The following is a 25,251-nucleotide window of genomic DNA, read 5'->3' as shown; positions in this document are numbered from 1 at the left end:
CGCTATTCCGCCGCGTCGCGATAGCTTTCGAGCGGGGGGCAGACGCAGACGAGGTTGCGGTCGCCATAGACATTGTCCACCCGGCCCACGGGGGGCCAGTACTTGTCCACCCGGAAGGAGGCGGGGGGGAAGCAGCCCTGCTCGCGGGCATAGGGTCGGTCCCATTCCGCCACGAGATCCTCGACCGTGTGGGGGGCGCGTTTCAGCGGGTTGTTCTCCGCGTCCATCTCGCCTGACTCGATGGCGGCGATCTCCTCCCGGATCGAGAGCATCGCGGTCACGAACCGGTCCAGCTCCGCCTTCGTTTCGCTCTCGGTCGGCTCCACCATCAGCGTGCCGGCGACCGGCCAGCTCATGGTCGGGGCGTGGAAGCCGTTGTCGATCAAGCGCTTGGCGATATCGTCCACATTCACATGCGCGCTTTCGGCGAAGGGGCGGACATCGAGGATGCATTCATGGGCGACGCGGCCCTTGCCGCCGCGATAGAGTACCTCATAGGCGCCCTTCAGCCGCGCGGCGATGTAGTTGGCGTTGAGGATCGCCACCTTCGTCGCCTGCGTCAGCCCCGGCCCGCCCATCATCAGGCAATAGGCCCAGGAGATGAGGAGGATCGAGGCGGAGCCCCACGGCGCGGCGGAAACCGGGCCTTCCGACCCGCCCGTTTCGGGGTGGCCGGGGAGGAAGGGCGCGAGATGCGCCCTCACCCCGATCGGCCCCATGCCGGGGCCGCCGCCGCCATGCGGAATCGCGAAGGTCTTGTGGAGGTTGAGGTGGCTGACATCCCCCCCGATCTCCCCCGGCTTCACGAGGCCGACCATGGCGTTCATGTTCGCGCCGTCGATATAGACCTGCCCGCCGAATTCATGGGTGATCGCGCAGACCTCCCGCACCGTCTCCTCGAAGACGCCGTGGGTGGAGGGATAGGTGATCATGCAGGCGGCGAGTTCCTCCCCCGCCGCCTCCGCCTTGGCGCGGAAATCGGCGAGGTCCACGTCGCCGTTCGGCGCGGAATTGACGACGACGACCTTCATCCCCGCCATCTGCGCCGAGGCCGGGTTGGTGCCGTGGGCGGAGATCGGGATGAGGCAGACGCGCCGCTTCGCATCCCCGCGAGACCGGTGCCAGGCGAGGATCGTCAGGAGCCCGGCATATTCTCCCTGCGCGCCGGAATTCGGCTGCATCGAGATCGCGTCATAGCCGGTGATCGCGCAGAGCCGCTCCCCGAGGTCGGAAATCGCCTCGGCGTAGCCGGCGGCCTGATCGGCCGGGACGAAGGGATGGATGTTGGCGAATTCGGGCCAGGTGAGCGGCGCCATCTCCGCCGCCGCGTTGAGCTTCATCGTGCAGGAGCCGAGCGGGATCATCGCGCGGTCGAGCGCGAGGTCACGGTCCGAGAGGCGGCGCATGTAGCGCATCATCTCGGATTCCGCCCGGTTCATGTGGAAGACGGGGTGGGTGAGGTATTCGCTCTGGCGGATCAGGGCGGCGGGGAAGGCGACGTCCTCCGCCTCCGGCGCCGGCTCCTGTATCCCGAAGGCGCGGAGGGCGCGGGCGATCACGCCCTCGTCCGTCGTCTCGTCGAGCGTGATCCCCACACGGTCCCGCCCCACTTTCCGGAAGTTCAGCCCTTCGGCCCGCGCCGCGGCGAGGATGCCGGCCTGGCCGACGCCGACCTCCACGGTGATCGTGTCGAAGAACGCTTCCGGCGAGACCTTCGCGCCGGCGGCGCGGAGCGCGGCGGCGAGGCGGGCGGTATTGAAATGCACCCGCTCCGCGATGGCGCGGAGCCCCTCCGGCCCGTGGAAGACGGCATAGAACGAGGCCATGACGGCGAGGAGCGCCTGCGCGGTGCAGACATTCGAGGTCGCCTTCTCCCGCCGGATATGCTGCTCCCGCGTCTGGAGGGAGAGGCGATAGGCCTTGTTCCCGCGGGAATCGACCGAGACGCCGACGATCCGCCCCGGCATGGAGCGCTTCAGCTCGTCCCGGCAGGACATGAAGGCGGCGTGCGGGCCGCCATAGCCCATCGGCACGCCGAAGCGCTGCGCGGAGCCGACGGCGATGTCCGCCCCCATCGCGCCCGGCTCCTTCAGCATGGTGAGGGCGAGAAGGTCCGTCGCCACCACGGCGAGCGCCTTCGCCCCGTGGAGCGCCGCGATCTCGCCCGAGAGGTCGCGCACGCGGCCATGCGTGCCGGGATACTGGAAGAGCGCGCCGAAGACGCGCGCGGGGTCCAGCGCCTCAAGCGGGCCGACGATCACCTCGATCCCGAGCGGCTCCGCCCGCGTGCGGAGAACAGCGACGGTTTGCGGGTGGCACTCCGCGTCCACGAAGAAGCCCCGCGCCTTCGACTTGCCGGCGCGCTCCGCCATCGTCATCGCCTCGGCCGCCGCCGTCGCCTCGTCGAGGAGGGAGGCGTTGGCGACGGGGAGGCCCGTCAGGTCCGCCACCATCGTCTGGAAGTTCAGCAGCGCCTCGAGCCGCCCTTGCGCGATTTCGGGCTGGTAGGGCGTGTAGGCGGTGTACCAGGCCGGGTTTTCGAGGATGTTCCGCTGGATCGCGGGCGGCGTCACCGTGCCGTGATAGCCCTGCCCGATCAGCGAGGTCATCACCCGGTTCCTCGCGGCGACCGCGCGCATCCGGGCGAGGAGGCCGTGCTCGGAAAGAGGCTCCCAGCCCAGCGCGTCCGCCTGCCGGATCGCGGCCGGAACCGTCTCTTCTATCAGCGCGTCGAGGCTCGGCGCGCCGACCGCCTCCAGCATCGCCTCCATCTCGAAGGGCGAGGGGCCGATATGCCGGCGGTTCGCGAAATCGTAGGGATCGTAGGCGGAGCGCTGATAGGTCATGTCGTCCTCAGCCGACCATTTCGAGATAGGCGGCCTCGTCCATGAAGCCGGAGAGTGCGGAGGCGTCCTTCACCTTCATGCGGAAGAACCAGGCGGCGCCCTCCGGGTCCTCGTTCACGGAGGCGGGGGTGGCGGCCAGCGCCTCGTTCACCTCCACGATCTCCCCGTCGAGCGGGGCGAGGATGTCGGAGGCGGCCTTGACGCTTTCGATCACCACGATCTCGTCGCCCTTCGACACCTCGGCGCCGACCTCCGGCAGGTCCACGAACACGACGTCGCCGAGCTGCTCGGCGGCGTGCTTGGTGATGCCGACGGTGACGATCCCGCCCTCCTCGCGGAGCCATTCATGGTCTTCGGTGTATTTCATCTCGGGCCTCAGCGCTTGTAGGTGGAGGGTCGGAAGGGGAGGGGGGAGACGGTGGCGGGCAGGCGCTTGCCGCGCACCTCGCCCCAGAGCGGCGTTCCGGGAGCGGCGAGCGCGGCGGGGACGTAGCCCATCGCCATCGGCCCTTCCAGCGAGGGGCCGAAGCCGCCGGACGTGACGGCGCCGACGGGCTCGCCCCCTTCGGCGGCGGCGAAGAGCGGCGTTCCCTCCCGCATCGGGGCGCGGCCCTCGGGCCGGAGGCCGACGCGGCGGCGCGCCGGGCCTTCCTCCAGCTCGGCGAGGATGCGCGCCGCGCCGGGGAAGCCGCCCGCGCGCGCGCCGCCTGTGCGCCGGGCCTTCTGGATCGCCCAGTCGAGCCCGGCCTCGACCGGGCTCGTCTCAAGGTCGATGTCGTGGCCGTAGAGGCAGAGCCCGGCTTCGAGCCGGAGCGAATCCCGCGCGCCGAGGCCGATGGGGAGCACCTCCTCCATCGCAAGCAGGGCTTCGGCGAAGGCTTCCGCCCGGTCCTCGGGGACTGAAATCTCGAACCCGTCCTCCCCGGTATAGCCGGAGCGGGAGAGCCAGAGCTCCGCCCCTTCCCAATCCATCACGGCGACGTCCATGAACCGCATCAAGGCCGCGCCGGGCAGGAGCCGCGCGAGCGCCGCCTCCGCCGCCGGGCCCTGGAGGGCGAGGAGCGCGCGGCCCCCGATCTCCTCCACCTGCACGGCGGCGGGGAGACGGGCGCGCATATGGGCGAGGTCGCCTTCCTTGCAGGCGGCGTTGACGATGACGAAGAGATGGTCGCCCCGGTTGGCGAACATCAGGTCGTCGATCACCCCGCCCGCCTCGTTGGTGAGGAGGCCGTAGCGCTGCCGGCCTTCGGGGAGGCCGAGCGCGGCGGCGGGGTTCAGCGCCTCGAAGGCGGCCGCCGCCTCCTCGTAGCCGCCGGGCGCGCGGAGGATGACCTGGCCCATATGGCTGACGTCGAAAAGGCCGGCCGCGGCGCGCGTGTGAAGATGCTCCTTCATCACGCCGGCGGGATACTGGACCGGCATCTCGTAGCCGGCGAAGGGCGCGAACCGCGCCCCGATACGCTCATGCAGGTCATGCAGGCGGAGGCGTTTCAACGCGCTCATCGGCTCCCCTTCTTTTCCCCGGATGATTAGACGAGCGCGGCGCGCGCGTCCATCCGCGCATCGCGGCGGCGGGCGCAGGACGGGTTCACGAAGCCGCGGCTTCGCTGCAAGATGCGGGACGATGCGGCGCGGAAGACGCCGCACGAACCGGAGGAACGTCATGTGCAGAATATTCGCGGGGCAGGACCCCGAACGATATGAGCTGACCACGCGGCGCTTGCGGCTCAACGGGCAGAGCACGTCGATCCGCCTCGAGAACGCCTTCTGGTCGATCCTTGACGGGATCGCCGCGGCCGAGCGGCTGACGACGGCCGCCTTCCTCTCGAAGCTTCATGGCGAAGTGCTTGAACTCAGGGGCGAACCGCCGAACTTCACCTCGCTCCTGCGCTGCGCCTGCCTGCTCCATGAGGCCGGCGCCGCCGCAGAGCGCGAGGCGCTGATCGCGGCGGAATAGCGCCCGACGGGCGACGTAGTAACCGACTACTACCCGCCCCGCGCGAGAGGCGCGCATCATGCCCCCGCAGACAAGGCGGGAGGCGTTCATGGCGAAAGCCATTCACAGCATGATTCGCGTGCTCGACGAGGCGCGCTCGGTCGAGTTCTACCAAAAGGCTTTCGGGCTCGCGGTGGCGGATCGGCTCGATTTCTCCGGCTTCACGCTCGTCTATCTCTCCAACCCGGAGACGGCGTTCGAGCTCGAACTCACGATCAACAAGGACCGGACCGAGCCCTATGACCGCGGGAACGGCTATGGCCATCTCGCCGTCTCCGTCGCCGATCTCGACGCGGAGCACGCCCGCTTCACGGCGGAGGGATTGAACCCGCGCAAGCTCGTCGAATTCGCGCCGGACGGGAAGCTCGTCGGCCGCTTCTTCTTCGTCGCCGACCCGGACGGCTACGAGATCGAGGTGCTGGAACGCTCCGGGCGCTTCGTCTGACCAGAGAAAAACAACAGGAAGGGAACGCGATGACCTACCAGGAGAGGAAACCGGCGCTCACGCGGCGCCAATTGCTGGCGAGGAGCATGGCCGCGGGCGCGGCGCTCGTCGTCGGCCCCGGCTTCGTCGCCGGGCGGGATGCGGCCTGGGCGCTGGAGACGACTGCGCTCCAGCCGAAGACGATGGCGACGCTGATCCAGATGGCGCGGGACATCTATCCGCACGACCAGGTCGGGGACGAGTTCTATGCCGTCGCCGTGAAGGGCTACGATACCGCTGAGGCGGCGCCCGCCGTCGAGGCCGGGATCGCGGCGCTCGACGCGGCGGCGCAGGGCAAGGGCCATGCGGATTATCTCTCCGCCGCCTGGGAAAAGGACCGGGTGGCGATCCTCCGCGGGATGGAGGAGAGCGCCTTCTTCCAGACGGTGCGCGGCGGGCTCGTGACCGGGCTCTACAACCAGAAGGCCGTCTGGCCGATCTTCGGCTATGAGGGGGAGAGCTTCTCCCAGGGCGGTTACATCGACCGCGGCTTCGACGACATCGCCTGGCTCTGAGGGAGGGCAAGATCATGGCTGCACCATTCGACCTTTCCGACGACAGCGTCGTCGTCATCATCGGCACCGGCGCGGGCGGCGGCGTCCTCGCCAACGAGCTTGCGCAGAAGGGAATCTCCGTCGTCGCGCTGGAGGCCGGCGGGCGCTACCTGCCGGACGACTACGTCAACGACGAGTGGGAGAGCTTCGGCCAGCTCGCCTGGACCGACCCGCGCACGACGAGCGGAGACTGGCGCGTGGCGAAGGATTTCTCCGGCCTCCCCGCCTGGATCGTGAAGGCGGTCGGCGGCACGACCACGCACTGGGCCGGCGCCTCGCTCCGCTTCCAGGAGCATGAATGGAAGGCGGCGACGAACTACGGCCCCGTGCAGGGCGCCAGCCTTCTCGACTGGCCGATCGACGCGGCGGAGATGGCGCCCTGGTACGACAAGGCGGAGAAGAAGCTGGGCGTGACGCTCACGCACGGGATGCCCGGCCTCCCCGGCAACAACAACTACAAGGTGTTCGAGAAGGGCGCGAAGGCGCTCGGCTACAAGGAGGTGCATACCGGGCGGATGGCGATCAACTCGGTGGAGAGTGACGGCCGCGCCGCCTGCCAGCAGACCGGGTTCTGCTTCCAGGGCTGCAAATGGGGGGCGAAATGGTCCGCCGCCTATACCGACATCCCGAACGGGGAGGCGACCGGCAATCTCGAAGTGCGGGAGAAATGCCAGGCGGTGCGGATCGAGCATGACGCGGCGGGGAAGGTCACGGGCGTCGTCTACGCCGACGAGGCGGGGGCGCTCCAGCGGCAGGCGGCGCGCGTCGTCTGCGTCGCGGGCAATTCGTTCGAGAGCCCGCGGCTGCTCCTCCTCTCGGAAAGCGGGATGTTCCCGGACGGTTTGGCGAATTCCTCCGGCCAGGTCGGGCGCAACTACATGCGGCACATGACGGGCTCGGTCTACGCCGTGTTCGACAAGCCGGTGAAGATGTGGCGCGGCACCACCATGGCGGGGATCGTGCAGGACGAGTCGAGGCACGACCCGTCGCGCGGCTTCGTCGGCGGCTATGAGCTGGAGACGCTGGCGCTCGGCCTGCCGTTCATGGCCGCCTTCCTCGACCCCGGCGCCTGGGGCCGGGAGTTCACCTCCGCGCTTGACCATTACAACAACATGGCGGGCATGTGGATCGTGGGCGAGGACATGCCGCAGGAGACGAACCGGGTGACGCTGAACCACGACGTGAAGGACAGGTTCGGCGACCCGGTCGCCAATGTCCACTTCTCCGACCATCCGAACGACGTCGCGATGCGGAACCACGCCTATGCGCGCGGCGCCGCGATCTATGACGCGGTGGGGGCGACGCGGACCTTCCCGACGCCGCCCTATCCCTCGACCCACAATCTCGGCACCAACCGGATGAGCGAGCGGGCGGCGGATGGCGTGGTCAACCGCTGGGGGCAGACGCATGACGTGGCGAATCTCTTCGTCTCGGACGGCTCCCAGTTCACGACCGGGGCGGCGGAGAACCCGACGCTGACGATCGTCGCCCTCGCGATCCGGCAGGCCGACACGATCGCCGGCATGATGTCCCGCAAGGAGATCTGAGCCGCGGCGCGGGGCGTTCGCGCCCCGCGCCCCATCAGGCCCGCGGCAGGAGCCTGTCCGCCAGCGACAGCCAGTAAGCGACGCCGTAGGGAATCGCGGCGTCGTTGAAGTCGTATTCCGGGTGATGCAGCTTCGCCGTCGTGTGGCCGGGCGCGTCCACCCCCATCCAGATGTAATGGCCGGGCTTCTGGTTCAGCATGAAGGCGAAATCCTCCGCCGCCATGCAGGTCTCCGCCCGCCGCTCCACCGCTTCGGCGCCGACGAGGCCGGCGGCGATCTGGGCAGCGAGGTCGGCCTCCGCCGCGGGGTTGATCGTCGGCGGATAGTTCACGCGGTAGTCGATCTCCGCGACGGCGCCGAAGGCCTCCGCCACGCCCTTCGCCACGGCGCGGAGCTGCGCCTCCATTTTCGGGCGGATGGCGGGGTTCACGTAGCGGAGCGAGCCGCCGATCTCCGTCGTGTCGGGCACGACGTGATAGGCCGTGGCGGCGGAGAGGCGGGTGACGGAAATCGTCGCCGCCTCCTGCGGCGGCGCGGTGCGGCTCGCCACGGATTGCAGCGCGGCGATCATGTGCCCGGCGGCGAGGACCGTATCGGTGCCGAGATGCGGCGTGCCGGCATGGGTGCCGACGCCCCTGATCCGGATATCGAAGTAATCCACCCCGGCCATGACCGGCCCGGCGAGCGCGGTGAAGGCGCCGAGCGGCGCGCCCGGCCAGTTGTGGAGGCCCCAGACGCTGTCGCACGGGGCGAGGCGGAAGAGACCGTCCTCCACCATCTCCTTCCCGCCGCCCATACCTTCCTCGGCGGGCTGGAAGATGAGCGCGACGGAGCCCGCGAAATCCCGCGTCTCGCAGAGGATCTTTGCCGCGGCGAGGAGCATGGCGGTGTGGCCGTCATGGCCGCAGGCGTGGTTCCGGTTTTCGAACTTCGAGCGCCAGGGGACGGTCTTCAGGTCCGGCATCGGCAGCGCGTCCATGTCCGCGCGGAGGCCGATCATCGGCCCCTCGCCCTTTCCGCGCACGATCCCGAGGACGCCGGTGCGGGCGAGGCCCTCATGCACCTCGTCCACGCCGAACTCGCGGAGCTTTGCGGCGACGATCCCCGCCGTCCGCTTCTCCTCGAAGCCGATCTCGGGATGGGCGTGAAGGTCCCGCCGCCAGGCGGTCGCCTCCTCCAGGAGCCCGGCGATCCGGTTCTGGTGGCGGTGATGGAAGGTCATGGCGCGTCTCCGTAATCCGATAGCGCGGCGGCGAAGACCGCAGGGTCCACATTGCCGCCCGAGACGGTGACGATCACGGCGTCCCCCTCGATCTCCTCCCGCCGGAAGAGCGCGGCGGCGAGGGCGACGGCGCCGCCCGGCTCCGCTACGATCTTCAGGTGCTTCCACGCGGTGGCCATGGCGCAGCGCGCCTCCTCGTCCGCCACGGCGAAGCCGGGGCCGGCGCGGCCCTTCAGGATCGGGAAGGTCAGCTCCCCTGGCATCGGCGTGACGATGGCGTCGCAGATCGACTTCTCGTTCGCGCCGCAGCGCTCCCGCCGGCCGGAGCGGAGGGAGATCGCCATGTCGTCATAGAAGGCGGGCTCCGCCGTTCGCACGCGAAGGCCGGGCGCGGCCTCCTCCAGCGCGAGCGCGATGCCGGCGGCGAGGCCGCCGCCGCCGCAGCAGACGATCACGTCGCCCTCCGTCACGCCCGCCTCCGCCGCCTGCTCCGCGATTTCGAGCCCGGTCGTCCCCTGCCCGGCGATGACCATGGGCTCGTCATAGGGGCGGATCAGCGTCAGGCCCCGCTCCCCCGCGATGCGGGCGCCGATCGCCTCCCGATCCTCGCCGAAGCGGTCATAGGTCACGACCTCGGCGCCGTAGCCGCGGGTGCCGGAGATCTTCGCCTGCGGCGCGTCCTCCGGCATCACGATCACCGCGGGCGCGCCGTGGAGCTTCGCCGCGAGGGCGACGCCCTGCGCGTGATTGCCGGAGGAGAAGGCGATGACGCCCTTCTTCCGCGCGACGGGGTCGAGCGCGGAGAGCGCGCTCCAGCCGCCGCGGAACTTGAAGCTGCCGGTCCGCTGGAGGCATTCGGCCTTCACCAGCACGCGCCGCCCGGCGAGCGCGTTGAGCGCGTCCGATTCGAGAAGCGGCGTGCGGCGCGCGGCGCCGGCGAGCCGGCCGCGCGCGGCGCGGATGTCATGGATCGTCGCGGCTTCGGCCATCGAATCCTCCGAGGAAGGCGGCGACGGCTGCGAGCGCCGCCGGCTCGTCCAGCCGGGGGATATGCCCGCGGTCGGGGATTTCGACGACGGTCAGGTCCGGCTTCCTGACGCGCATTTCGGCCGCGGTGGCCGCCGAGAGCAAGTCCGAATTCGCGCCGCGGAGGAGAAGGGTCGGGATCGGCTTCAGCGCGTCGAAGAGCGGCCAGAGGTCATGCCCGCCCTCGGGCGCCGCCGCGGCCTGCGCCAGCGTCGCGTCGCGCAGCTTCGGGTCGTAGGCGAGGGCGAGGCCGCCCGGCGCCTCGACGAAGCTCCGCTCCGCCCAGTCCCGCCAGAAATCGGCGCCGACGCCGGGGAAGCGCGCGCCGAAGGCGGCTTCGAGCCCGGCGGCGGCTTCGGCCATCGTCTTCGCGGCGGGGGGAAGGCCGAGCCAGGACATGATCTTGCCGATCCCCTCCGGCTCGATCACCGGGCCCACGTCGTTCAGCACGACGCCCGCAAGGCGCTGCGGCGCCGTCGCCGCGATCACGGCGGCGAGGAGCCCGCCGCGGGATGAGCCTACGATGACGGCGCGGTCGATCCCGAGATGGTCGAGCAGCGCCAGCGCGTCCCCCGCCTCGACCATCACGTTGTAGCGCGTCCAGTCCGGGTCATGGTCGGAGGCGCCGCGGCCCCGCGCGTCGAGCCGCACGATCCGCCGGGGGCCGACGACGGAGGGGAGCGCGGCGGCGAAATGGTCGAAATCGCGAGAGGAGCGGGTGAGGCCGGCGAGGCAGAGAAGGGGCGGGGCGCCCTCCCCCTCGTCCGCATAGGCGAGGGAGAGGCCATGCGCGGCGGCGAAGCGCCTCACAGGCCGGCCTGCGCGATCTCCGGGATCGTCGTGAGGTCGGACAGGACGCGCTCGGGCCGCCAGGGCAGCCGGTCCACCGGTTCCTTCGCCCGGTTCACCCAGACGGAGCGGAAGCCGTAGCCGGAGGCCGCCGCCGCGTCCCACCCGTTCGAGGAGACGAAGAGCACGGCGCCGGCAGGGCAGCCGAAACGCCGCCCCACGAGGTCATAGACCGCCGGCGCCGGCTTGAAGATTCCGACGCTTTCGACGGAGAGCACGGCGTCAAGCCGGTCGCCGATCCCGGCGCTCTCCACCGCGCCCGCCAGCATGGCGGGGGAGCCGTTGGAGAGGATCGCCGTGGCGAGGCCCGCGCGCTTCAGCGCGGCGAGCATGGCGGGAACCTCGGGATAGGCCGAAAGCTCCCAGTAGAGCGCCAGCAGCCGCGCCCGCAGCGCAGGCTCCGCAAGGCCGTGCGCCTCCAGCGCGAAGTCCAGACCGTCCTGCGTGACGGTCCAGAAGTCCGTGTGAACCCCCGCCGTCGCGCGCAGCCAGGTGTATTGCAGCTGCTTCAGCCGCCATGTCGCCGCGAGTTCGGGCCATTTCGCCGCGAACGCCTCCCGCCCCGGCTCCGCCGCCGCCTGCCGCGCGGCGGCGGCGACGTCGAACAGCGTGCCGTAGGCGTCGAAGACGCAGGTCGTGATCTTCATGGCGTCCCTTTCAGCGGCCCAGCGCGTCCCGCTTCAGGGTGAACGCGACGGGGCGCCCCTCGATCCGGCTCCGGTATACCTGGAGCCCTTCGAGCACGCGCTGCACGTAATTGCGAGTCTCGTTGAAGGGGATCATCTCCAGCCAGTCGATCCAGTCCACCGAGCCCGTCCGCGGGTCGCCATAGGTGGCGATCCACTGGTCGACGCGCCCGGCGCCGGCATTGTAGGCGGCGGCGGCCATCGCGACCGAGCCGTCGAACTCGCCGAGCCGGCGCGCGAGATAGGTCTGCCCGAGGAGGGCGTTATACTGCCAGTCCTCCGTCAGCCGTTCGAGCGAATAGGGCTGCTGCACCCAGCCCGCGACGCGCCGCGCCGTCGCCGGCATGACCTGCATGAGCCCGCGGGCGCCCGCGGGGCTGATCGCCTCGGGGTTCAGCTCACTCTCCTGCCGGCCGATCGCCATGGCGAGGGCGGGCTCCACCCCGGCGTTGAAGCGGGCGAGCTCGGTGAGCGGGTAATAGTCCCCCTTCAGCACATGGCCCTTCCGCGCCGCGATCTTGCCGATGCGGATCGCGGCGTCGGGCCGGCCGAGCTCCATCGCGAGATGCGCGGCGCCGGCGAGATCGGCGTAGCCGGACTGCTCCGAGGCGATATGCGTGAGGAACCAGTGCGCGCGCCGCCGGTCCCCCGCCCCGGAGAGGAGCCGCGCGGCCTCGGCGACCGTGCGGTTCGCGAAGGCGGCGCGCCGCCAGTCCCCGTCCCGCTCCGCCGCGAGCGCGGGATCGACGGGAACGCCCGCGGCCTCCGCCGAAAGCTGGCCGTAGAAGCTCGTCTGATGCTTCGCGCCTTCGGCATAGGCGGCCTGCGCGCCGCCCCGGTCCCCCGCCGCCTCCAGCGCCCGGCCGAGCCAGTAATGCCCGCGCCCGAGGCTGATCGGCGTCTCCACCGCGACGATCAGGCGGCGGAAATGCGCCTCCGCCCGCGCCGGGTCCTTCATCCAGCGGAGCGCGATCCAGCCGGCGAGGAATTCGAGGTCGGAATGATCCGCGCCCGTGACCATGTGGTTCCGGTTGGCCAGGTTGTAGGCCTCCGTCACCTGCCCGAGCCGCAGAAGCCGGCGCACGAGCAGCCGCCGCCGCTCGCCCCACGCCTCCGGCCGCCCGAGGCTTTCGGCGGAGACGGACCGGGCGGAGACCAGCTCCAGCGCGCCGCCGTAATTGTCCTTCTTCATGCGCCAGAGAAAGCGCTCGAAGGCGAGGCCGGGATCGTCTTGCAGCGCGGCCGGGACGGCCGCGATCGCGCCGTCCACCCCGTTCGCCAGCGCGCGGAGCCGCACCCGCGCCTCGATCAGCGCGGCCCAGCCGGGGGAGACGAGCGGCTTCATCGCCTGCGCCTCGTCCGCCAGCCCGCGCCAGAGCAGCTCGTCCGCCCGCGCCTCGTGATGCGGGCGGATCGCGCCCATATGCTCGGCGCGGAAGAGCGCCTGTTCCGAGGGGGTCAGCGAGAATGTCCGCCAGGCGAAGGCGGCGAGCTCGTCCGCCTCGGCCCCGCGGCCGGCGGCGGCGAGCGCCTCGATCCGGCGGAGCGCGCCGGTTCCCGTGGAGGGGCCGCCGGCGCCGAGAAAGGCGTCGACCTCCCCGAGCGACGTTCCGCGCGGGATCAGCCCTTCGCCGCGCGCCCGGATGCGGCCTAGATTCGGCCAGTCGGGGTTGCGGGCGACGAAGGCGCGGTAGAGCGCCCAATCCCCCTCCCCGGCGGAAAGAAGCCGCCATTCGTAAAGGTCGCGGGCGGCCTGGCTTCCGGCGGCCTCGGCATGGGCGCGGGCCTCCGCCCATCGCTCCCGGTCCGCCGCCTCCATCGAGGCGGCGACAAGGGCGGGGCTCGCCGAGGCGGGCGGCGCGGCGACGGCGAGGGCCGCCGCCAGAAGGAGGGCGTTCAGGGGTCGGGGCATCTTCGGCTCCGTTGGGTCTTGCTCGATTTCACCGAGACTAGCAGAAGACGGAGCGTAGGGCAGCCGCGTTTACGAAGACTTTACGCCTTGCCCGCGCCGTGGAAGCCCGTTCAGACCCCGGGCCCCTCGTCGCAGGGGGCGGCGCTCCGGTCCTTCCGCATCAGGCGGAGCCGGGTCGGCGGGCCGCCGCCCGGGCCCGTCTCGACGCTTTCGGCGAGGATGCTGTCTTCGCCTTCGGAGAAGAGCTTCCAGCAGGAGAGGCCGACATCGTAGAGAAAGCAGATCCGCCCCGCGTCCTCCGCCCAGATTCCATGATGGCAGCCGCCGCCGGAGGGGGCCCAGATCGTCCGCCCGTCCTCGAAATACTGCTCGGTGCCGAAATAGGCGCCGCTCTCGTCGGAGAAATGCAGCGTCCAGCCTTCGGAGAAGGCGCGGAAGGCCGCGCCGTCCATCGGCTCCAGCGCGCCGGCCGGCGACGCGAGGAGCGCCGCGAGGAGGAGGCCGCGCCTCACCCTTCGCCCGCGAGGAAGCGCTCGGCCTCGAGCGCGGCCATGCAGCCCATGCCGGCCGAGGTCACGGCCTGGCGATAGACATGGTCCGTCACGTCCCCCGCGGCGAAGACGCCGGGGATGGAGGTGGCCGTCGAATCCGGCTTCGTGACGACATAGCCGCCGTGATGCGTTTCGAGCTGGTCCTTCACGAGCTCCGAGGCCGGCGCATGGCCGATGGCGACGAAGACGCCGGCGCAGGGGATCACCCGCTCCGCCCCCGTATGCACGTCGCGGATGCGCGCGCCGGTGACGCCGAGGGGATCTTCCGCGCCGACCACCTCTTCGAGAGTCGCGTTCCACACGATCTCGACCTTCGGGTTCTTCATCAGCCGGTGTTCGAGGATCTTCTCCGCGCGAAGCGAATCCCGCCGGTGGACGAGCGTGACCTTTTCGGCGAAGCGGGTGAGGAACAGGGCCTCCTCGACCGCGGTGTTGCCGCCGCCGATCACGACAACCTCCCGCCCGCGATAGAAGAACCCGTCGCAGGTTGCGCAGGCCGAGACGCCGAAGCCCTTGAACCGGTCCTCCGAGGGGAGGCCGAGCCATCTCGCCTGCGCCCCGGTGGCGAGGATCACCGCCTCTGCCTCATAGACCGTCCCCGAATCCCCTTTCGCGATGAAGGGCCGCCTGGAGAGGTCGAGGTCCATGATGATGTCGGAGACGATCTCCGCCCCCATCGCCTTCGCATGCGCCTCCATCCGGACCATGAGATCGGGGCCCTGCACCTCGGTGTCGCCCGGCCAGTTCTCCACCTCGGTGGTGATGGTGAGCTGGCCGCCCGGCTGGATGCCCTGCACGAGGACGGGATCGAGCATCGCGCGCGCGGCGTAGACGGCGGCGGTGTAGCCGGCCGGGCCGGAGCCGACGATCAGGAGCTTCATCGCGCGCGTCTCGGTCATGGCATCCTCGGTCCTGCTGGTCGCGCCCGTATGTAGCGGCGCGGGCCGCCCGCGCCAAGCGCGGCTCCGGTTCGCGTGATCGGCAGTCTACGCAATTTTATTGCGCAGCGGGCGGCGATTGGGTAACCCGAACGCGCAGTAACGCGGGGCCGAACCCCGTGAGCGGGGGAAGGCATGGCCGCCGGCAAGATCGACGCGATCGACAGGAAGATTCTCGCGGAGCTTCAGGGCGACGGGCGCATGACGAATGTCGAGTTGTCGAAGCGGCTCGGCATCTCCGCCCCGCCCTGCCTGCGGCGCGTGCGGGCGCTGGAGGAGGAGGGGCTGATCGAGGGCTACCATGCCCGCGTCAACGCCCGCGCGCTCGGCTTCGAGGTCACCGTCTTCGCGATGGTCGGGCTTTCGAGCCAGGCGGAGGCGGACCTCCGCGCCTTCGAGGAGAAGGCCCGCTCCTGGCCGCTGGTGCGCGAGTGCCACATGCTGAACGGGGAGATCGACTTCCTGCTGAAATGCGTGGCCCCGGACCTTTCCACCTTCCAGTCCTTCCTCACGGGCTCGCTGACGGCGGCGCCGAATGTCGCCAGCGTCAAGACCTCGCTCGTCATCCGCGGGGCGAAGACGGAGCCGGGCGTGCCCTTCGAGATTCTGGAGGCGCGGGCCGCGGGCGAATCCTGAGCGCGCGGCCCCTTCAGATCGCCATCGAATAGGCCGAGCCCGCCTCGTCGTATTCGTCGAAGGCGCGGGCGATGATCCGGGTCAGGGGCCGCCCCTCCTCCGTGATGCGAAGCCGGCTCCCCTCCAGCGCCGCGAAGCCCGGCCAGCGCCGCGCCGCGCCCTCCGCCGCCGGGAGGAGCGCCGCCTCGGCCCCGGCGCCGAGGCGCGGATCGCCGAGGTCGAGCGCGAAGTCGCACATCAGCCGCTCGATCGCCGCCTTCCGCATCCGGTCCTCCCCGCGGAAGACATGGCCGCGATGGGTGGCGAAGGCGCCCGTGTCCACCGCCCGCCGCCACGCCGCCGTCGCCGGCGCGTTCTGCGCATAGCCTTCGGGGAATTCCGAGATTGAGGAGGCGCCGAGGCCGATCAGCGCCGCGGCCGCGTCATCGGTATAGCCCTGGAAGTTGCGCCTCAGCCGCCCCTCCCGCGCCGCGCGGGCCAGCCCGTCCGCCGGCAGCGCGAAATGGTCGATGCCGACCGGATCGTAGCCGGCGGAGACGAGAATCTCCCGCGCCGCCTCCGCAAGGTCGAAGCGGAGCGGCGCCTTCGGCAGGTCCTCCTCCCGGATCATCGCCTGCCGCTTCGCGAGATGCGGCGCATGGGCGTAGCCGTAGAGCGCGATCCGGTCCGGCCGGAGCCAGAGCAGGCGGCGAAGGGTGCGGCGAAGGCTGGCGACGTTCTGCCCCGGAAGGCCGTAGACGAGATCGGCGTTGAGGCTCTCGATCCCCGCCCGCCGCAGCGCCGCCGCCGCCTCCGCGGTCACGCGGAAGCTCTGCGGGCGGCCGATCGCCTCCTGTATCTTCGGGTCGAAATCCTGGATGCCGATGCTCGCGCGGGTCATCCCCGCCTCTTTCAGCGCGGCGATTCGCGGCGCGTCGATCTCGTTCGGGTCGATCTCGACGGAGAATTCGGCGCCCTCCGCGAAGGGGAAGCTGCGGCGGATCGTCCGCGCGAGCGAGGCGATCAGCTCCGGCGCGAGGATCGTCGGCGTCCCGCCGCCCCAGTGGAGGCGGGAGAGGGAGGGCCGCCCGGCAACCTCGGAAGCATGCGCGATCTCCGCCTTCAGCGCCTCGACATAGGCCGCCACGGGCTGGTCCGTCCGCGTGCCCTGCGTGCGGCAGGCGCAGAACCAGCAGAGCCTTCGGCAGAACGGGACATGGAGGTAGAGCGAGACCGGGCCGGCGCGGCCCGCCCGCCCCAGCCAGTCCGCGAAGGTCTCCGGCCCCACCCCGCCGGAAAAGTTCGGCGCGGTCGGGTAGCTGGTGTAGCGGGGCGGCCTTTCCCGGAAGAGCCCGGCGGCGGCGAGTTGCGCGGCGTGTTTCATTCCCATAGCGTGAAGCCCGATCCGAACTCCGGCCTTGATCGAAATCAACCCGATGCCTCTTCGCCGCGAAGCTCCCAGCATGAAGGCCCGCATGGAATGCGGGGACTGCCCGATCCGTTATCGGGCCGTCTGCTCGCGCTGCGAGGATTCGGAGCTGGACATGCTGAACCGGATCAAGACCTACGAGACCTACGCCGCCGGCGAGACCATCCTCTGGGCGGGGGACCGGATCCGCTTCCTCGGCTCCATCGTCTCCGGCGTCGCGACGCTGAGCCAGACGATGGAGGACGGAAGGCGGCAGATGATCGGGCTCCTCCTCCCCTCCGATTTCGTCGGCCGCCCGGGCCGCCCGAACTCCCCCTATGACGTGACCGCGGTTTCCGACGTGATGGTCTGCCGCTTCGCCAAGACGGAATTCGAGGCGCTGATCGAAACCTCGCCCGCCATCTCCCGCCGCCTGCTCGAAATGACGATGGACGAGCTCGACGCGGCGCGGGAATGGATGCTGATCCTCGGGCGCAAGACCGCGCGGGAGAAGATCGCAAGCTTCCTCGCCATTATCGCGCGGCGGCAGCTGAGCCTGGCGCCCGGCGGCGCGGCCGGCGCCGTGACCTTCGACCTTCCGATCACGCGGGAGGCGATGGCGGATTATCTCGGCCTGACGCTGGAGACGGTGAGCCGCCAGATGAGCGCGCTGAAGAAGGACGGGATCATCGCTCTCGAAGGGCTCCGCCGCGTCACCGCGCCGGATTTCGCCGCCCTCCTGGACGAGACGGGCGACGATGCGGATGGCGGGATGCCCGCCTGAGAGCCGGAGCCGCGCGGACCGCCCCGCCGCCTGCCGCTTCAACGCCTCCTCCCCGCCTTCGCCGCGGGCGAAGTGCGTTGCGGCGAAAACAGGCGGCTCACGCGCCTTCGAAACCTTCGAGCACGTTCACCGCGTTCACCCCGATCTCGGCGATGGCGTAGCCGCCTTCCATGCAGAACAGCGTCGGCAGGCCGAGCGCGGCGATGCGCCGCCCGCAATCCATGAAATCCGCGCTCGTCAGCTTGAAGAAGCTGATCGGATCGTCCTTGTAGGCGTCGACGCCGAGGGAGACGACGAGCGCATCCGGCGCGAAATTCCTGATTTTTCCGATACCATGGTCCAGCGCCTCCGCCCAGCGGTCATAGGCGGCGCCCGGCGGCATCGGGTAATTGAGATTGGCGCCCTCGCCCTCGCCCGCGCCGGTCTCGTCCGCATAGCCGAGGAAATAGGGGAAGGCGTGCTCCGGCGCGCCGTGGAGCGAGACGAAGAGCACGTCGCCGCGGTTGTAGAAAATGTCCTGCGTGCCGTTGCCGTGGTGGAAGTCGACGTCGAGGATCGCGACGCGCTTCGCCCCGTCGAGCCGGAACATCTCCGCCGCCACGGCGGCGTTGTTGAGGAAGCAGTAGCCGCCGAACATGTCCGCCGTCGCGTGGTGCCCCGGCGGGCGGCAGAGCGCGAAGGCCGCCCGCTCCCCGCCCGAGACGAGCCGCTGCGCCGATTGCGCCACGGCGCAGGAGGCCTGCGCCGCTCCCCATGTGCCGCCGGTGATCGCCGTCTCGGTGGCGAGGGCGTAATAGCCGAGCTTGCCGTCGATATTGACCGGCGGGCGCCCCGTATGCATCCGGCGCGCGGGAAAGGCGGCGGCGATCATCTCCCCCTTGAAACCGGCGGCTTCCCACTCGCTCCAGCCGGTTTCCAGAAATTCCAGAAAATCAGGAGCATGAATCCGCCGCACCGGGCCCATGTCGAGCGAGCCTGGCCCGACCGGGGCGGGGAAGCCGCGCTCCCGCAGGCGGTTCAGCACATGCTCCACGCGGCTCGGCCGCTCGAAGGGCGTCACCAGCTCGCCGCCATAGAGTTCGCCCTGCGGGAAATGCAGGCGGTGGTCATCGCTCTGGACGGTCTTCATCGGCTCGGCTCCCAATCGGCGGCAAGGTCGGCGATCTCCCGCCGGAAGGGCAGATTATCGCCCGTATCGGCGGCGTCCAGTTCCCGCGCGTAGCGGTGGCCGGCATAGGTCGCCCAGGCGATGGGGGCGGGCGCCTCCGCGTCCCCGATCACGCGGACGGAGGCGAGCCCGGCCTCCGCCCAGTCCCCCCGCCGCGCCTTCAGCGCGCGCCAGAGCGCGTCATCGGGCTCCCGCGCGGTGACGAGGATGAGCGCGTCCGCCGCCATCTCCCCGCGCGCCCCGGTCGCGGCGCATTCGGTCTCTACCATCCCCGCGCGCCTGGCGACCACGGCGCGCTGCGTCACGATCCGGACTCCGAGCGCGGCGAGGCGGCGGTGGATCGCGCCCTGCTCCAGCGTGTTGACCGTCCAGTGCGAGACGAGCGCGGCGGGGGTGACGAGCGTCACCTCCGCGCCCGCCTTCGCGCAAAGCTCCGCGAGGACGCCGCCCATGTAATAGTGATCGTCGTCATAGATCACGACGGCGCCGGAAGGCGGCTCCGCCCCCGCCATCAGGTCGTCCGGCGTCAGCACGGGCAGAGCCGGGTCGAGCGGGATCGGGCGCACATGGAAGCGCGCCGCCCCGTCCCGCCGCCAATGCGAGCCGGTGGCGAGGCAGACATGTTCGAAGCCGAATTCCAGCACCTCTTCGGCGCTGAGGCGGCTTTCACGATAAACCTCCACGTTCGGCAGCTTGCCGATCTGGAACACGCGGTAATCCGCCACCCGGCCCCAGGCGGAGAGGCCGGGCAGGAGCCGCTCCCGCGCCACGCGGCCGCCCAGCTCCCGCGTCGCCTCGGCGAGGGCCACGTCATAGCCGCGGAGGCCGAGCGCGCGGGCGGCTTCGAGCCCGGCGGGGCCGGCGCCGACGACGAGGACCCGGTCGGACGGTCCTTTCGGATTCATGATCTCCGGGTGCCAGCCCTTCCGCCATTCCTCCATGAAGGTCGGGTTCTGGGTGCAGCGGGAGAGGCTCATCGTCATGTCGCCGCTGATGCAGATGTTGCAGCCGATGCATTCGCGGATGTCCTCCGCCCGCCCCTCCTCCACCTTCCTCGGCAGGAACGGGTCGGCGATGGAGGGCCGGGCGCAGCCGATGAAATCCAGCACGCCGGCGCGCACCTGCCGCGCCATCGCGTCCGGCGAGGTGAAGCGGCCGACGCCGACGACGGGCTTCGGCGTCAGGTCGCGGATGCCCGCCACGAGCGGCTCCTGCGCGCCCTCCTCCGCGAAGCGGGAGGGACCGGAGCAATCCTCCCAGGCGCCGTGCGCCAGGTCCCAGAGGTCGGGGAGATCGCCGTGCATCTCGATGAAGTCGCGCAGCTCTGAGTTGGAGAAGCCCTCGCCCGCCATCTCCTCCAGCGAGAGGCGGAGCGTCAGCGCCACGCTGTCTCCCAGCCTCTCGCGGATGTCGCCGACGAGTTCGCGGAGGAACCGCCCCCGGTTCTCCAGGCTCCCGCCATATTCGTCGTCCCGGTGGTTGGTGACGCGGGAGAGGAAGTGCTGGAGCACGCCGAAGCCGTGCGCGCCGTAGAGGCAGATGAGGTCGAACCCCGCCCGCGCGGCCCGCTCCGCCGCCTTCACATGCCAGAGGCGAAGGGCGCGGATATCCTCCCGGTCCATCGTCCGGGCGCTGACGGGATCGTTGATGAAGGCGCGGACGGGCATGCCCGTCACCGCCATCGGCACCTCGCGGGTGTAGAGATTCGGCCCGTTCACTGCCGGATAGGCGAGCTGGATTCCGGCGAGCGCGCCCTCTGTCTTCATCGCGGCGGCCATGCGGGCGAGGCCGGCCAAGTCCTTCTCCTCCCAGAGCCGGAGTTCGATGAAGGGCGTGATTTCGGAGGTATGATGCATCTCCACCTGCTCGGTGAAGATCACGCCCCAGCCGCCCTCCGCCTTCACCGCCCGCATCGCGGCGGCGGCGGACGGGTCGCGATAGCCGCCGCCGTTGCAATGGGGGACCTGGTAGAAGCGGTTCTTCGCGATGAAGCGGCCGATCCTCGCCGGCTCGAAGAGGATGTCATGGCCTGGGGGGCGGCTCATTCCCTGAGGTCTTCGAGCTGGGTGGAGAGGGCGCGGAGGGTCGGGTCGCTGCGGGAGGGAAGATCGACGACGAGGAAGGCCGCCCGCCGCCCCGCGCTGGCGAGGGGCTCCCCGTCCGGCGCGGCGATGAGGGAGAGGCCGTTATAGGTCAACGCCCCTTCCGGCCCGCAGAAATTGGCGTAGGCGACGGCGAGCCCGTTCATCGCCGCCTGCGCGGGCACGGTGAAGCGCTGCACCGTGTCGAAGGGTTCGGGGTTCGCGGTCGGGACGAGGATCAGCGCCGCGCCGAGGCGGGCGGAGGCCCGCACCAGCTCCGGGAACTCCACGTCATAGCAGATGAGGAGAGCGATCCGCGTCCCCGCGAAGTCGAAGGCGACGGGGCCGTTCCCCGGCGTGAAGAGCCGCTTTTCCCGCGCGCCGAAGAGCTGCGTCTTCACATAGCGGGCGAGGAGCGCGCCGTCCGGCCCGAAGGCCAGGGCGACGTTGACGAGCGCGCCGCCCTCTTCCTCCGCCAGCCCGATGCAGAGCCCCGTTCCCGCCTCCGCCGCGAGGCGGGAGAGGCGCGGAGCCCAGCCGGGATCGGCCCGCATCGGCTCGACCCCGTAGCCGGGGAGGAACAGCTCCGGCATCAGGAGCATGTCCGCCCCCGCCGCCCGTCCGGCGGCGAGGGCGCGGGCGATCTCCGCAAAGGCGGCCTCGACGTCGCCCGAAGGCGACGCCCCCTGCCAGAGTGCGAGCCTCACTGCTTCAGCCGGGTCCAGATCTGGTCATAGACCTTCTGGGTCGCCTCGTCGCAGACCTGCACGAAGGTCCCGGCCGGCGCGTCCGCGGGCGGGTTCTGCTCGGGCGAGGTCTTCAGCTCCGCGTCGAGGAAGGGCTCCACCCCCTTCACCCCGGCCGTGTAGCGGGCGAAGTTCGTCACCGCCGCGGCGTTCTCCGGCTCCAGCAGGAAGTCCATGAACTTGATGGCGGCGGCGCGGTTCGGCGCGTCCTTAAGCAGCACCACATTGTCCATCCAGACGATGTAGCCCTCCTTCGGATAGGAATATTCGACATTCGCGCCTTCGAGCCGCGCCTTCTGGCCGAAGCCGTTCCAGATCATCCCCGCCGCCGCGTCGCCGGAGACAAGCACGTCCTTCGCCCCGTCGGAGTTGAAGGAGGCCCAGTGCGCCTTCGCCCCCTGCACGAGATCGTTGAGCGCCTTCAGCTGCTCCCGGTCCGTCGTGCATTGCGGGATGCCGAGATGGAGCGAGGCGAAGGTCAGCGTCTCGCCCGCCGTGTCGAGCACGTTGATCTTGCCGGAAAGCTCCGGCGGCGGGTTGAAGATGATCTCCGTCGTCCGGATGTCGCCCTGAAAGGCGTTGCGGTTCACCATGAAGCTGGTGGAGCCCCACTGATAGGGGATCGAGTGCTTGCGGCCCGGGTCGAAGGCGACGTCCATCCATTGCGGCTCGACATTGCCGATGTTCTTCAGCTCGCCCGGCGCGATCTCGTCCAGCATCCCCTCGCTGCGCATGATGGAGACCATGTAGTCCCCCGGCACGGCGACGTCGTAGGAGCCGAGCCTGCCGGCCTTGAGATTCGCCAGCAGCGCCTCGTTCGAATCGTAGGTGTCGATGGTCACCTCGATCCCGGTTTCGGCGGTGAACTTGTCCACCAGCTCCTGCGGGATGTATTCGAACCAGTGATAGACGGAGAGTTTCTCCTGCGCCCCCGCCGCGCCGGCGGAGAGGATGAGGGCCGCGGCCCCGAGTTTCAGCACGTTCATTTCTACCTCCTTGTCGAGCCTGTTTTTCCCACGAAGTAAGAGATCGTCACGAGGACGATGGAGATTCCGAGCATCAGGGTCGAGAGCGCCATGATATCCGGCTTTATGCCCTGCTTCACCGCGCCGAAGATCGCGGTCGGCAGCGTCTCCACCCCCGCGCCCTTCACGAAGTTGGTGATGATGAAGTCGTCGAGCGAGATGATGAAGGCGAGGAGGAAGCCGGAGACGATGCCCGGCGCGAGAAGCGGCAGGAGCACGAAGCGGAACGCCTCCCACCGGGTCGCGTAAAGGTCCTGCGCCGCCTCGTCGAAGGCCCCCTCGATCCCTTCGAGCCGCGCGGCGATGGGGAGATAGGCGAAGGGGATGCAGAAGACGATATGGGCGAGGAGGATCGAGCCGTAGCCGAGCGTCAGCCCGATCACGGAGAAGAAGATCAGCGTCGCCACCGCCGTCACGATCTCCGGCGCCATGATCGGGAGCGAGAGGAGCGCGAAGCTCGCCCCCTTGCCGCGGAACCGACCGGCCCGCACCATCCCGAGCGCGGCGGCGGTCGCGATCACGGTCGCCGCCCCGCCCGCCATCAGCGCGATGGTGACGGAGTTCCAGGCCGCGCGCTTGAACTTCTCCGCCTCCAGCCCGAAGAAAACCTCCTCGTACCAGCGGAAGGAAAAGCCGCCCCAGAGCGTGATGGAGGGCGAGTCGTTGAAGCTGTAGACGGCGACGACGATCAGCGGCGCATAGAGCACGACGAGGCAGAAGAGCGTGATCCCGAGGAAGCCCGGATAGCGCCGCACGTCGTTCCGCCGCGCCATCTCAGACCTCCCGCCGCGCTTCGGCGCGGGCATGGAGGAGGAGCGCGATCAGCACGATCGTCATCAGGATCGTCGCCGCCGCGGCGCCGAAGGGCCAGTCCCCCGCCGCGCCCTTGAACTGCTCCTCGATCAGCGAACCGATCATGAAGGTCCTCGCCCCGCCGAGGAGGTCGGGCGCGAGGAAGGCGCCGAGCGAGGGGATGAAGACGAGGATGCAGCCCGCGATCACGCCCGGCCGCACCGCCGGCAGCGTCACCTCGCGGAGGATCGTCCAGCGGTCCGCGTAGAGGTCCGCCGCCGCCTCCGAGAGCGAGAAATCGTAGCGCTCCACCGCCGCATAGATCGGCAGGACCATGAACGGCAGATAGGAATAGAAGAGCCCGAGCTGCACCGCGATGTCCGTGTTCACCAGCGGCAGCGGCTCCGAGATCAGCCCGATTCCCATCAGGAACTCGTTCAGCGGCCCGTTCTCCCGGATCAGGAACTTCATGGAGACGGTGCGGATGAGGAGGTTCACCCAGTAGGGCACGGTGATGAGCAGGAGCCAGAGCGTCCGCCGCTCCGGCGGGCGGGTCGCGATGTAGAAGGCCGCGGGGAAGCCGATCAGCAGGCAGAGCGCGGTCGCCACCAGCGCCTGGATCAGCGAGCGGGCGAAGATCGTCAGATAGGTCGTGTTGAGGACCGGCGGATCGTCCCCGAAGAGCCCGCGGTCGAAGATGAAGCGGTCATAGGCGGCGAGGCTGAATTCCCAGATCACGCCGCCGCGGAATTCCTTCGTCAGGAAGGAATAGACCAGCATGATGAGGAGCGGGAGGCCCATGAAGATCGCGATCACCGCCCAGGAGGGGAGGAGGAGCCAGAGCCGGACGGGCGCATAGGCGGCGGATTGCGTCCGCCCCCCCGCGCCTCCGCCGCCCCCCGCCATCAGCGCGGCAGAAGGCGCGGCGCGCCTTCGTCGATCAGGATCGTCGCCCGCTCTCCGGGGCTTACGGAGAGCTTCTGCCCGTGCGCGTTCTGCGCCCGCGCGGTGATCGCGCGCCCGTCGTCGAGCCGGAGCGTCGCCGCCCAGTCCGTCCCGAGATAGACCAGCCGCTCAAGCACGCCCGTCAACCCGCCCGCGGCGGCGACGAGCGTGATCCGCTCCGGCCGGATCGAGGCGACGGTCTTCTCCCCCGCCTTCACGCCCGCCCGCGGCGCGGCGATGAATTCTGCGCCGGCGAGCCGGATCGCCGCGCCTTCCGGCCCCGCGCGCGCGACCTCGACCTCGAGGAGGTTGGTCTCCCCGATGAAATCCGCCACGAACCGGTCCGCCGGCGCCTCGTAGATCTCCTGCGCGCCGCCGATCTGCCGCACCTCGCCCGCCGACATGACGGCGATCCGGTCCGACATCGTCAGCGCCTCCTCCTGGTCATGGGTGACGAAGACGAAGGCGATGCCGCTTTTCCGCTGCATCTCCTTCAGCTCGACCCGCATCGCCTGCCGCAGCTTGAGGTCGAGCGCGGAGAGCGGCTCGTCGAGCAGAAGCACCTTCGGCCCCGGCGCGAGCGCGCGGGCGAGCGCGACGCGCTGCTGCTGCCCGCCGGAAAGCTGGGAGGGGCGGCGGGCGGCGAATTCGCCCAGCTTCACGAGCGCGAGCGCCTCCGCGACGCGCCTTTCGATCTCCGGCTTCGGGACCTTCTTCATCCGCATCCCGAAGGCGACGTTCTCCGCCACATTCATGTGCGGGAAGAGCGCGTATTGCTGGAAGACGGTGTTCACGGGGCGGAGATTCGGCGGCAGCGCGGCGATGTCCTCGCCATAGAGGCGGATCTCCCCCGCGCTCGCCTCCTCGAACCCGGCGATCATGCGCAGGAGCGTGGTCTTGCCGCAGCCGGACGGGCCGAGCAGCGTGAAGAACTCGTTGTCGCGGATGGCGAAGGACGTCTCCTTCAGCGCCGTCACCGCGCCATAGCGCTTGACGACCCCCCGAAGCTCGACCGCGTCGGCCCTGCCCCCGTCCTTCACTGTCGCTCCCCCGATGTGTGCGCCGCAAAAAAGTGA

24 protein-coding genes are annotated in these 25,251 nt (G+C 70.3%); 6 read left to right on the top strand and 18 right to left on the bottom strand.

The window, feature by feature from the left end; genetic code table 11:
- Nucleotides 1-2: 2 nt before the first annotated feature.
- The 3 genes from gcvP to gcvT are packed head-to-tail and all read right to left on the bottom strand — an operon-like array spanning nt 3 to nt 4,349.
- Entirely contained in the window at nt 3-2,846 is a 2,844-nt protein-coding gene (gene gcvP, locus ACE37J_RS04335; protein ID WP_409707583.1) for an aminomethyl-transferring glycine dehydrogenase, read from the bottom strand.
- 7 nt (nt 2,847-2,853) lie between these two features.
- The gene (gene gcvH, locus ACE37J_RS04330) at nt 2,854-3,213 is read right to left on the bottom strand and encodes a glycine cleavage system protein GcvH (RefSeq protein WP_409707580.1); all 360 of its coding nucleotides are present in this window, start codon (nt 3,211-3,213) and stop codon (nt 2,854-2,856) included.
- An 8-nt stretch (nt 3,214-3,221) separates the two neighbouring features.
- Nucleotides 3,222-4,349, bottom strand: coding sequence for a glycine cleavage system aminomethyltransferase GcvT (gene gcvT / locus ACE37J_RS04325; RefSeq protein WP_409707577.1), 1,128 nt, complete (start codon nt 4,347-4,349; stop codon nt 3,222-3,224).
- Nucleotides 4,350-4,509: 160 nt separating this feature from the next.
- Between gcvT and ACE37J_RS04320 the strand changes: the two genes are divergently transcribed.
- The 4 genes from ACE37J_RS04320 (at nt 4,510) to ACE37J_RS04305 (ending at nt 7,427) form a co-directional block, all read left to right on the top strand.
- On the top strand, nt 4,510-4,803 hold the full coding sequence (locus tag ACE37J_RS04320) for a ribbon-helix-helix domain-containing protein (protein ID WP_409707574.1): 294 nt from the start codon (nt 4,510-4,512) through the stop codon (nt 4,801-4,803).
- 88 nt (nt 4,804-4,891) lie between these two features.
- Entirely contained in the window at nt 4,892-5,287 is a 396-nt protein-coding gene (locus tag ACE37J_RS04315; protein WP_409707571.1) for a VOC family protein, read from the top strand.
- Between the two features lie 29 nt (nt 5,288-5,316).
- Nucleotides 5,317-5,841, top strand: coding sequence for a Twin-arginine translocation pathway signal (locus ACE37J_RS04310; protein WP_409707568.1), 525 nt, complete (start codon nt 5,317-5,319; stop codon nt 5,839-5,841).
- 14 nt (nt 5,842-5,855) lie between these two features.
- Entirely contained in the window at nt 5,856-7,427 is a 1,572-nt protein-coding gene (locus ACE37J_RS04305) for a GMC family oxidoreductase (RefSeq protein WP_409707565.1), read from the top strand.
- Nucleotides 7,428-7,461: 34 nt separating this feature from the next.
- On the opposite strand, the gene ACE37J_RS04300 is transcribed toward ACE37J_RS04305, so the two are convergent.
- From ACE37J_RS04300 to trxB, 7 genes are all read right to left on the bottom strand, one after another.
- Nucleotides 7,462-8,649 (bottom strand): M20 aminoacylase family protein, encoded by a 1,188-nt coding sequence (locus tag ACE37J_RS04300; RefSeq protein ID WP_409707562.1) that lies wholly within the window; start codon nt 8,647-8,649, stop codon nt 7,462-7,464.
- A complete protein-coding gene (locus ACE37J_RS04295) occupies nt 8,646-9,638 on the bottom strand; it encodes a threonine/serine dehydratase (RefSeq protein WP_409707559.1) in 993 nt (330 codons plus the stop codon). Before ACE37J_RS04295 ends, ACE37J_RS04300 begins: the two co-directional genes overlap by 4 nt.
- On the bottom strand, nt 9,613-10,485 hold the full coding sequence (locus ACE37J_RS04290; RefSeq protein ID WP_409707556.1) for an alpha/beta fold hydrolase: 873 nt from the start codon (nt 10,483-10,485) through the stop codon (nt 9,613-9,615). Before ACE37J_RS04290 ends, ACE37J_RS04295 begins: the two co-directional genes overlap by 26 nt.
- Nucleotides 10,482-11,171 carry a haloacid dehalogenase type II gene (locus ACE37J_RS04285; protein ID WP_409707553.1) on the bottom strand — a complete coding sequence of 230 codons (690 nt, stop codon included), beginning with the start codon at nt 11,169-11,171 and terminating at the stop codon, nt 10,482-10,484. Before ACE37J_RS04285 ends, ACE37J_RS04290 begins: the two co-directional genes overlap by 4 nt.
- Before the next feature lie 10 nt (nt 11,172-11,181).
- On the bottom strand, nt 11,182-13,122 hold the full coding sequence (locus tag ACE37J_RS04280; RefSeq protein ID WP_409707550.1) for a lytic transglycosylase domain-containing protein: 1,941 nt from the start codon (nt 13,120-13,122) through the stop codon (nt 11,182-11,184).
- A gap of 110 nt (nt 13,123-13,232) precedes the next feature.
- Complete coding sequence (locus ACE37J_RS04275; protein ID WP_409707547.1) at nt 13,233-13,634, bottom strand: hypothetical protein; 402 nt, start codon at nt 13,632-13,634, stop codon at nt 13,233-13,235.
- Nucleotides 13,631-14,572 (bottom strand): thioredoxin-disulfide reductase, encoded by a 942-nt coding sequence (gene trxB, locus ACE37J_RS04270; RefSeq protein ID WP_409707545.1) that lies wholly within the window; start codon nt 14,570-14,572, stop codon nt 13,631-13,633. Before trxB ends, ACE37J_RS04275 begins: the two co-directional genes overlap by 4 nt.
- Before the next feature lie 174 nt (nt 14,573-14,746).
- Here trxB and ACE37J_RS04265 point away from each other — a divergent pair, with 174 nt between their 5' ends.
- Complete coding sequence (locus ACE37J_RS04265) at nt 14,747-15,247, top strand: Lrp/AsnC family transcriptional regulator (RefSeq protein ID WP_409707542.1); 501 nt, start codon at nt 14,747-14,749, stop codon at nt 15,245-15,247.
- A gap of 13 nt (nt 15,248-15,260) precedes the next feature.
- Here the strand turns inward: ACE37J_RS04265 and hemN are convergent, their stop codons facing one another.
- Entirely contained in the window at nt 15,261-16,610 is a 1,350-nt protein-coding gene (hemN, locus tag ACE37J_RS04260) for an oxygen-independent coproporphyrinogen III oxidase (protein WP_409707539.1), read from the bottom strand.
- Between the two features lie 79 nt (nt 16,611-16,689).
- On the opposite strand from hemN, the gene fnrL reads away from it, so the two are divergent.
- The gene (gene fnrL / locus ACE37J_RS04255; protein ID WP_409707536.1) at nt 16,690-17,418 is read left to right on the top strand and encodes a transcriptional regulator FnrL; all 729 of its coding nucleotides are present in this window, start codon (nt 16,690-16,692) and stop codon (nt 17,416-17,418) included.
- A 97-nt stretch (nt 17,419-17,515) separates the two neighbouring features.
- Here the strand turns inward: fnrL and ACE37J_RS04250 are convergent, their stop codons facing one another.
- From ACE37J_RS04250 to ACE37J_RS04220, 7 genes are read right to left on the bottom strand one after another with little or no spacing between them, the layout of a single operon-like run.
- Nucleotides 17,516-18,547, bottom strand: coding sequence for a histone deacetylase family protein (locus tag ACE37J_RS04250; RefSeq protein ID WP_409707533.1), 1,032 nt, complete (start codon nt 18,545-18,547; stop codon nt 17,516-17,518).
- Entirely contained in the window at nt 18,544-20,631 is a 2,088-nt protein-coding gene (locus ACE37J_RS04245; protein WP_409707530.1) for an NAD(P)-binding protein, read from the bottom strand. The genes ACE37J_RS04250 and ACE37J_RS04245 overlap by 4 nt, the downstream gene beginning before the upstream one ends.
- Nucleotides 20,628-21,374 (bottom strand): nitrilase-related carbon-nitrogen hydrolase, encoded by a 747-nt coding sequence (locus ACE37J_RS04240; RefSeq protein ID WP_409707527.1) that lies wholly within the window; start codon nt 21,372-21,374, stop codon nt 20,628-20,630. The genes ACE37J_RS04245 and ACE37J_RS04240 overlap by 4 nt, the downstream gene beginning before the upstream one ends.
- Nucleotides 21,371-22,399, bottom strand: coding sequence for an extracellular solute-binding protein (locus ACE37J_RS04235; RefSeq protein WP_409707524.1), 1,029 nt, complete (start codon nt 22,397-22,399; stop codon nt 21,371-21,373). The genes ACE37J_RS04240 and ACE37J_RS04235 overlap by 4 nt, the downstream gene beginning before the upstream one ends.
- Nucleotides 22,400-22,401: 2 nt before the next feature.
- Complete coding sequence (locus tag ACE37J_RS04230) at nt 22,402-23,211, bottom strand: ABC transporter permease (protein WP_409707521.1); 810 nt, start codon at nt 23,209-23,211, stop codon at nt 22,402-22,404.
- Between the two features lies 1 nt (nt 23,212).
- Complete coding sequence (locus ACE37J_RS04225) at nt 23,213-24,136, bottom strand: ABC transporter permease (RefSeq protein ID WP_409707518.1); 924 nt, start codon at nt 24,134-24,136, stop codon at nt 23,213-23,215.
- Complete coding sequence (locus ACE37J_RS04220; protein ID WP_409707515.1) at nt 24,136-25,215, bottom strand: ABC transporter ATP-binding protein; 1,080 nt, start codon at nt 25,213-25,215, stop codon at nt 24,136-24,138. Before ACE37J_RS04220 ends, ACE37J_RS04225 begins: the two co-directional genes overlap by 1 nt.
- Between the last annotated feature and the right edge of the window lie 36 nt (nt 25,216-25,251).

Origin of the sequence: Pikeienuella sp., assembly GCF_046290545.1 — a bacterium.
Taxonomy (GTDB): domain Bacteria; phylum Pseudomonadota; class Alphaproteobacteria; order Rhodobacterales; family Rhodobacteraceae; genus Pikeienuella.
The sequence above is the reverse complement of the archived record's forward strand: the minus strand, read 5'-3'. Positions and strand labels throughout refer to the sequence as shown.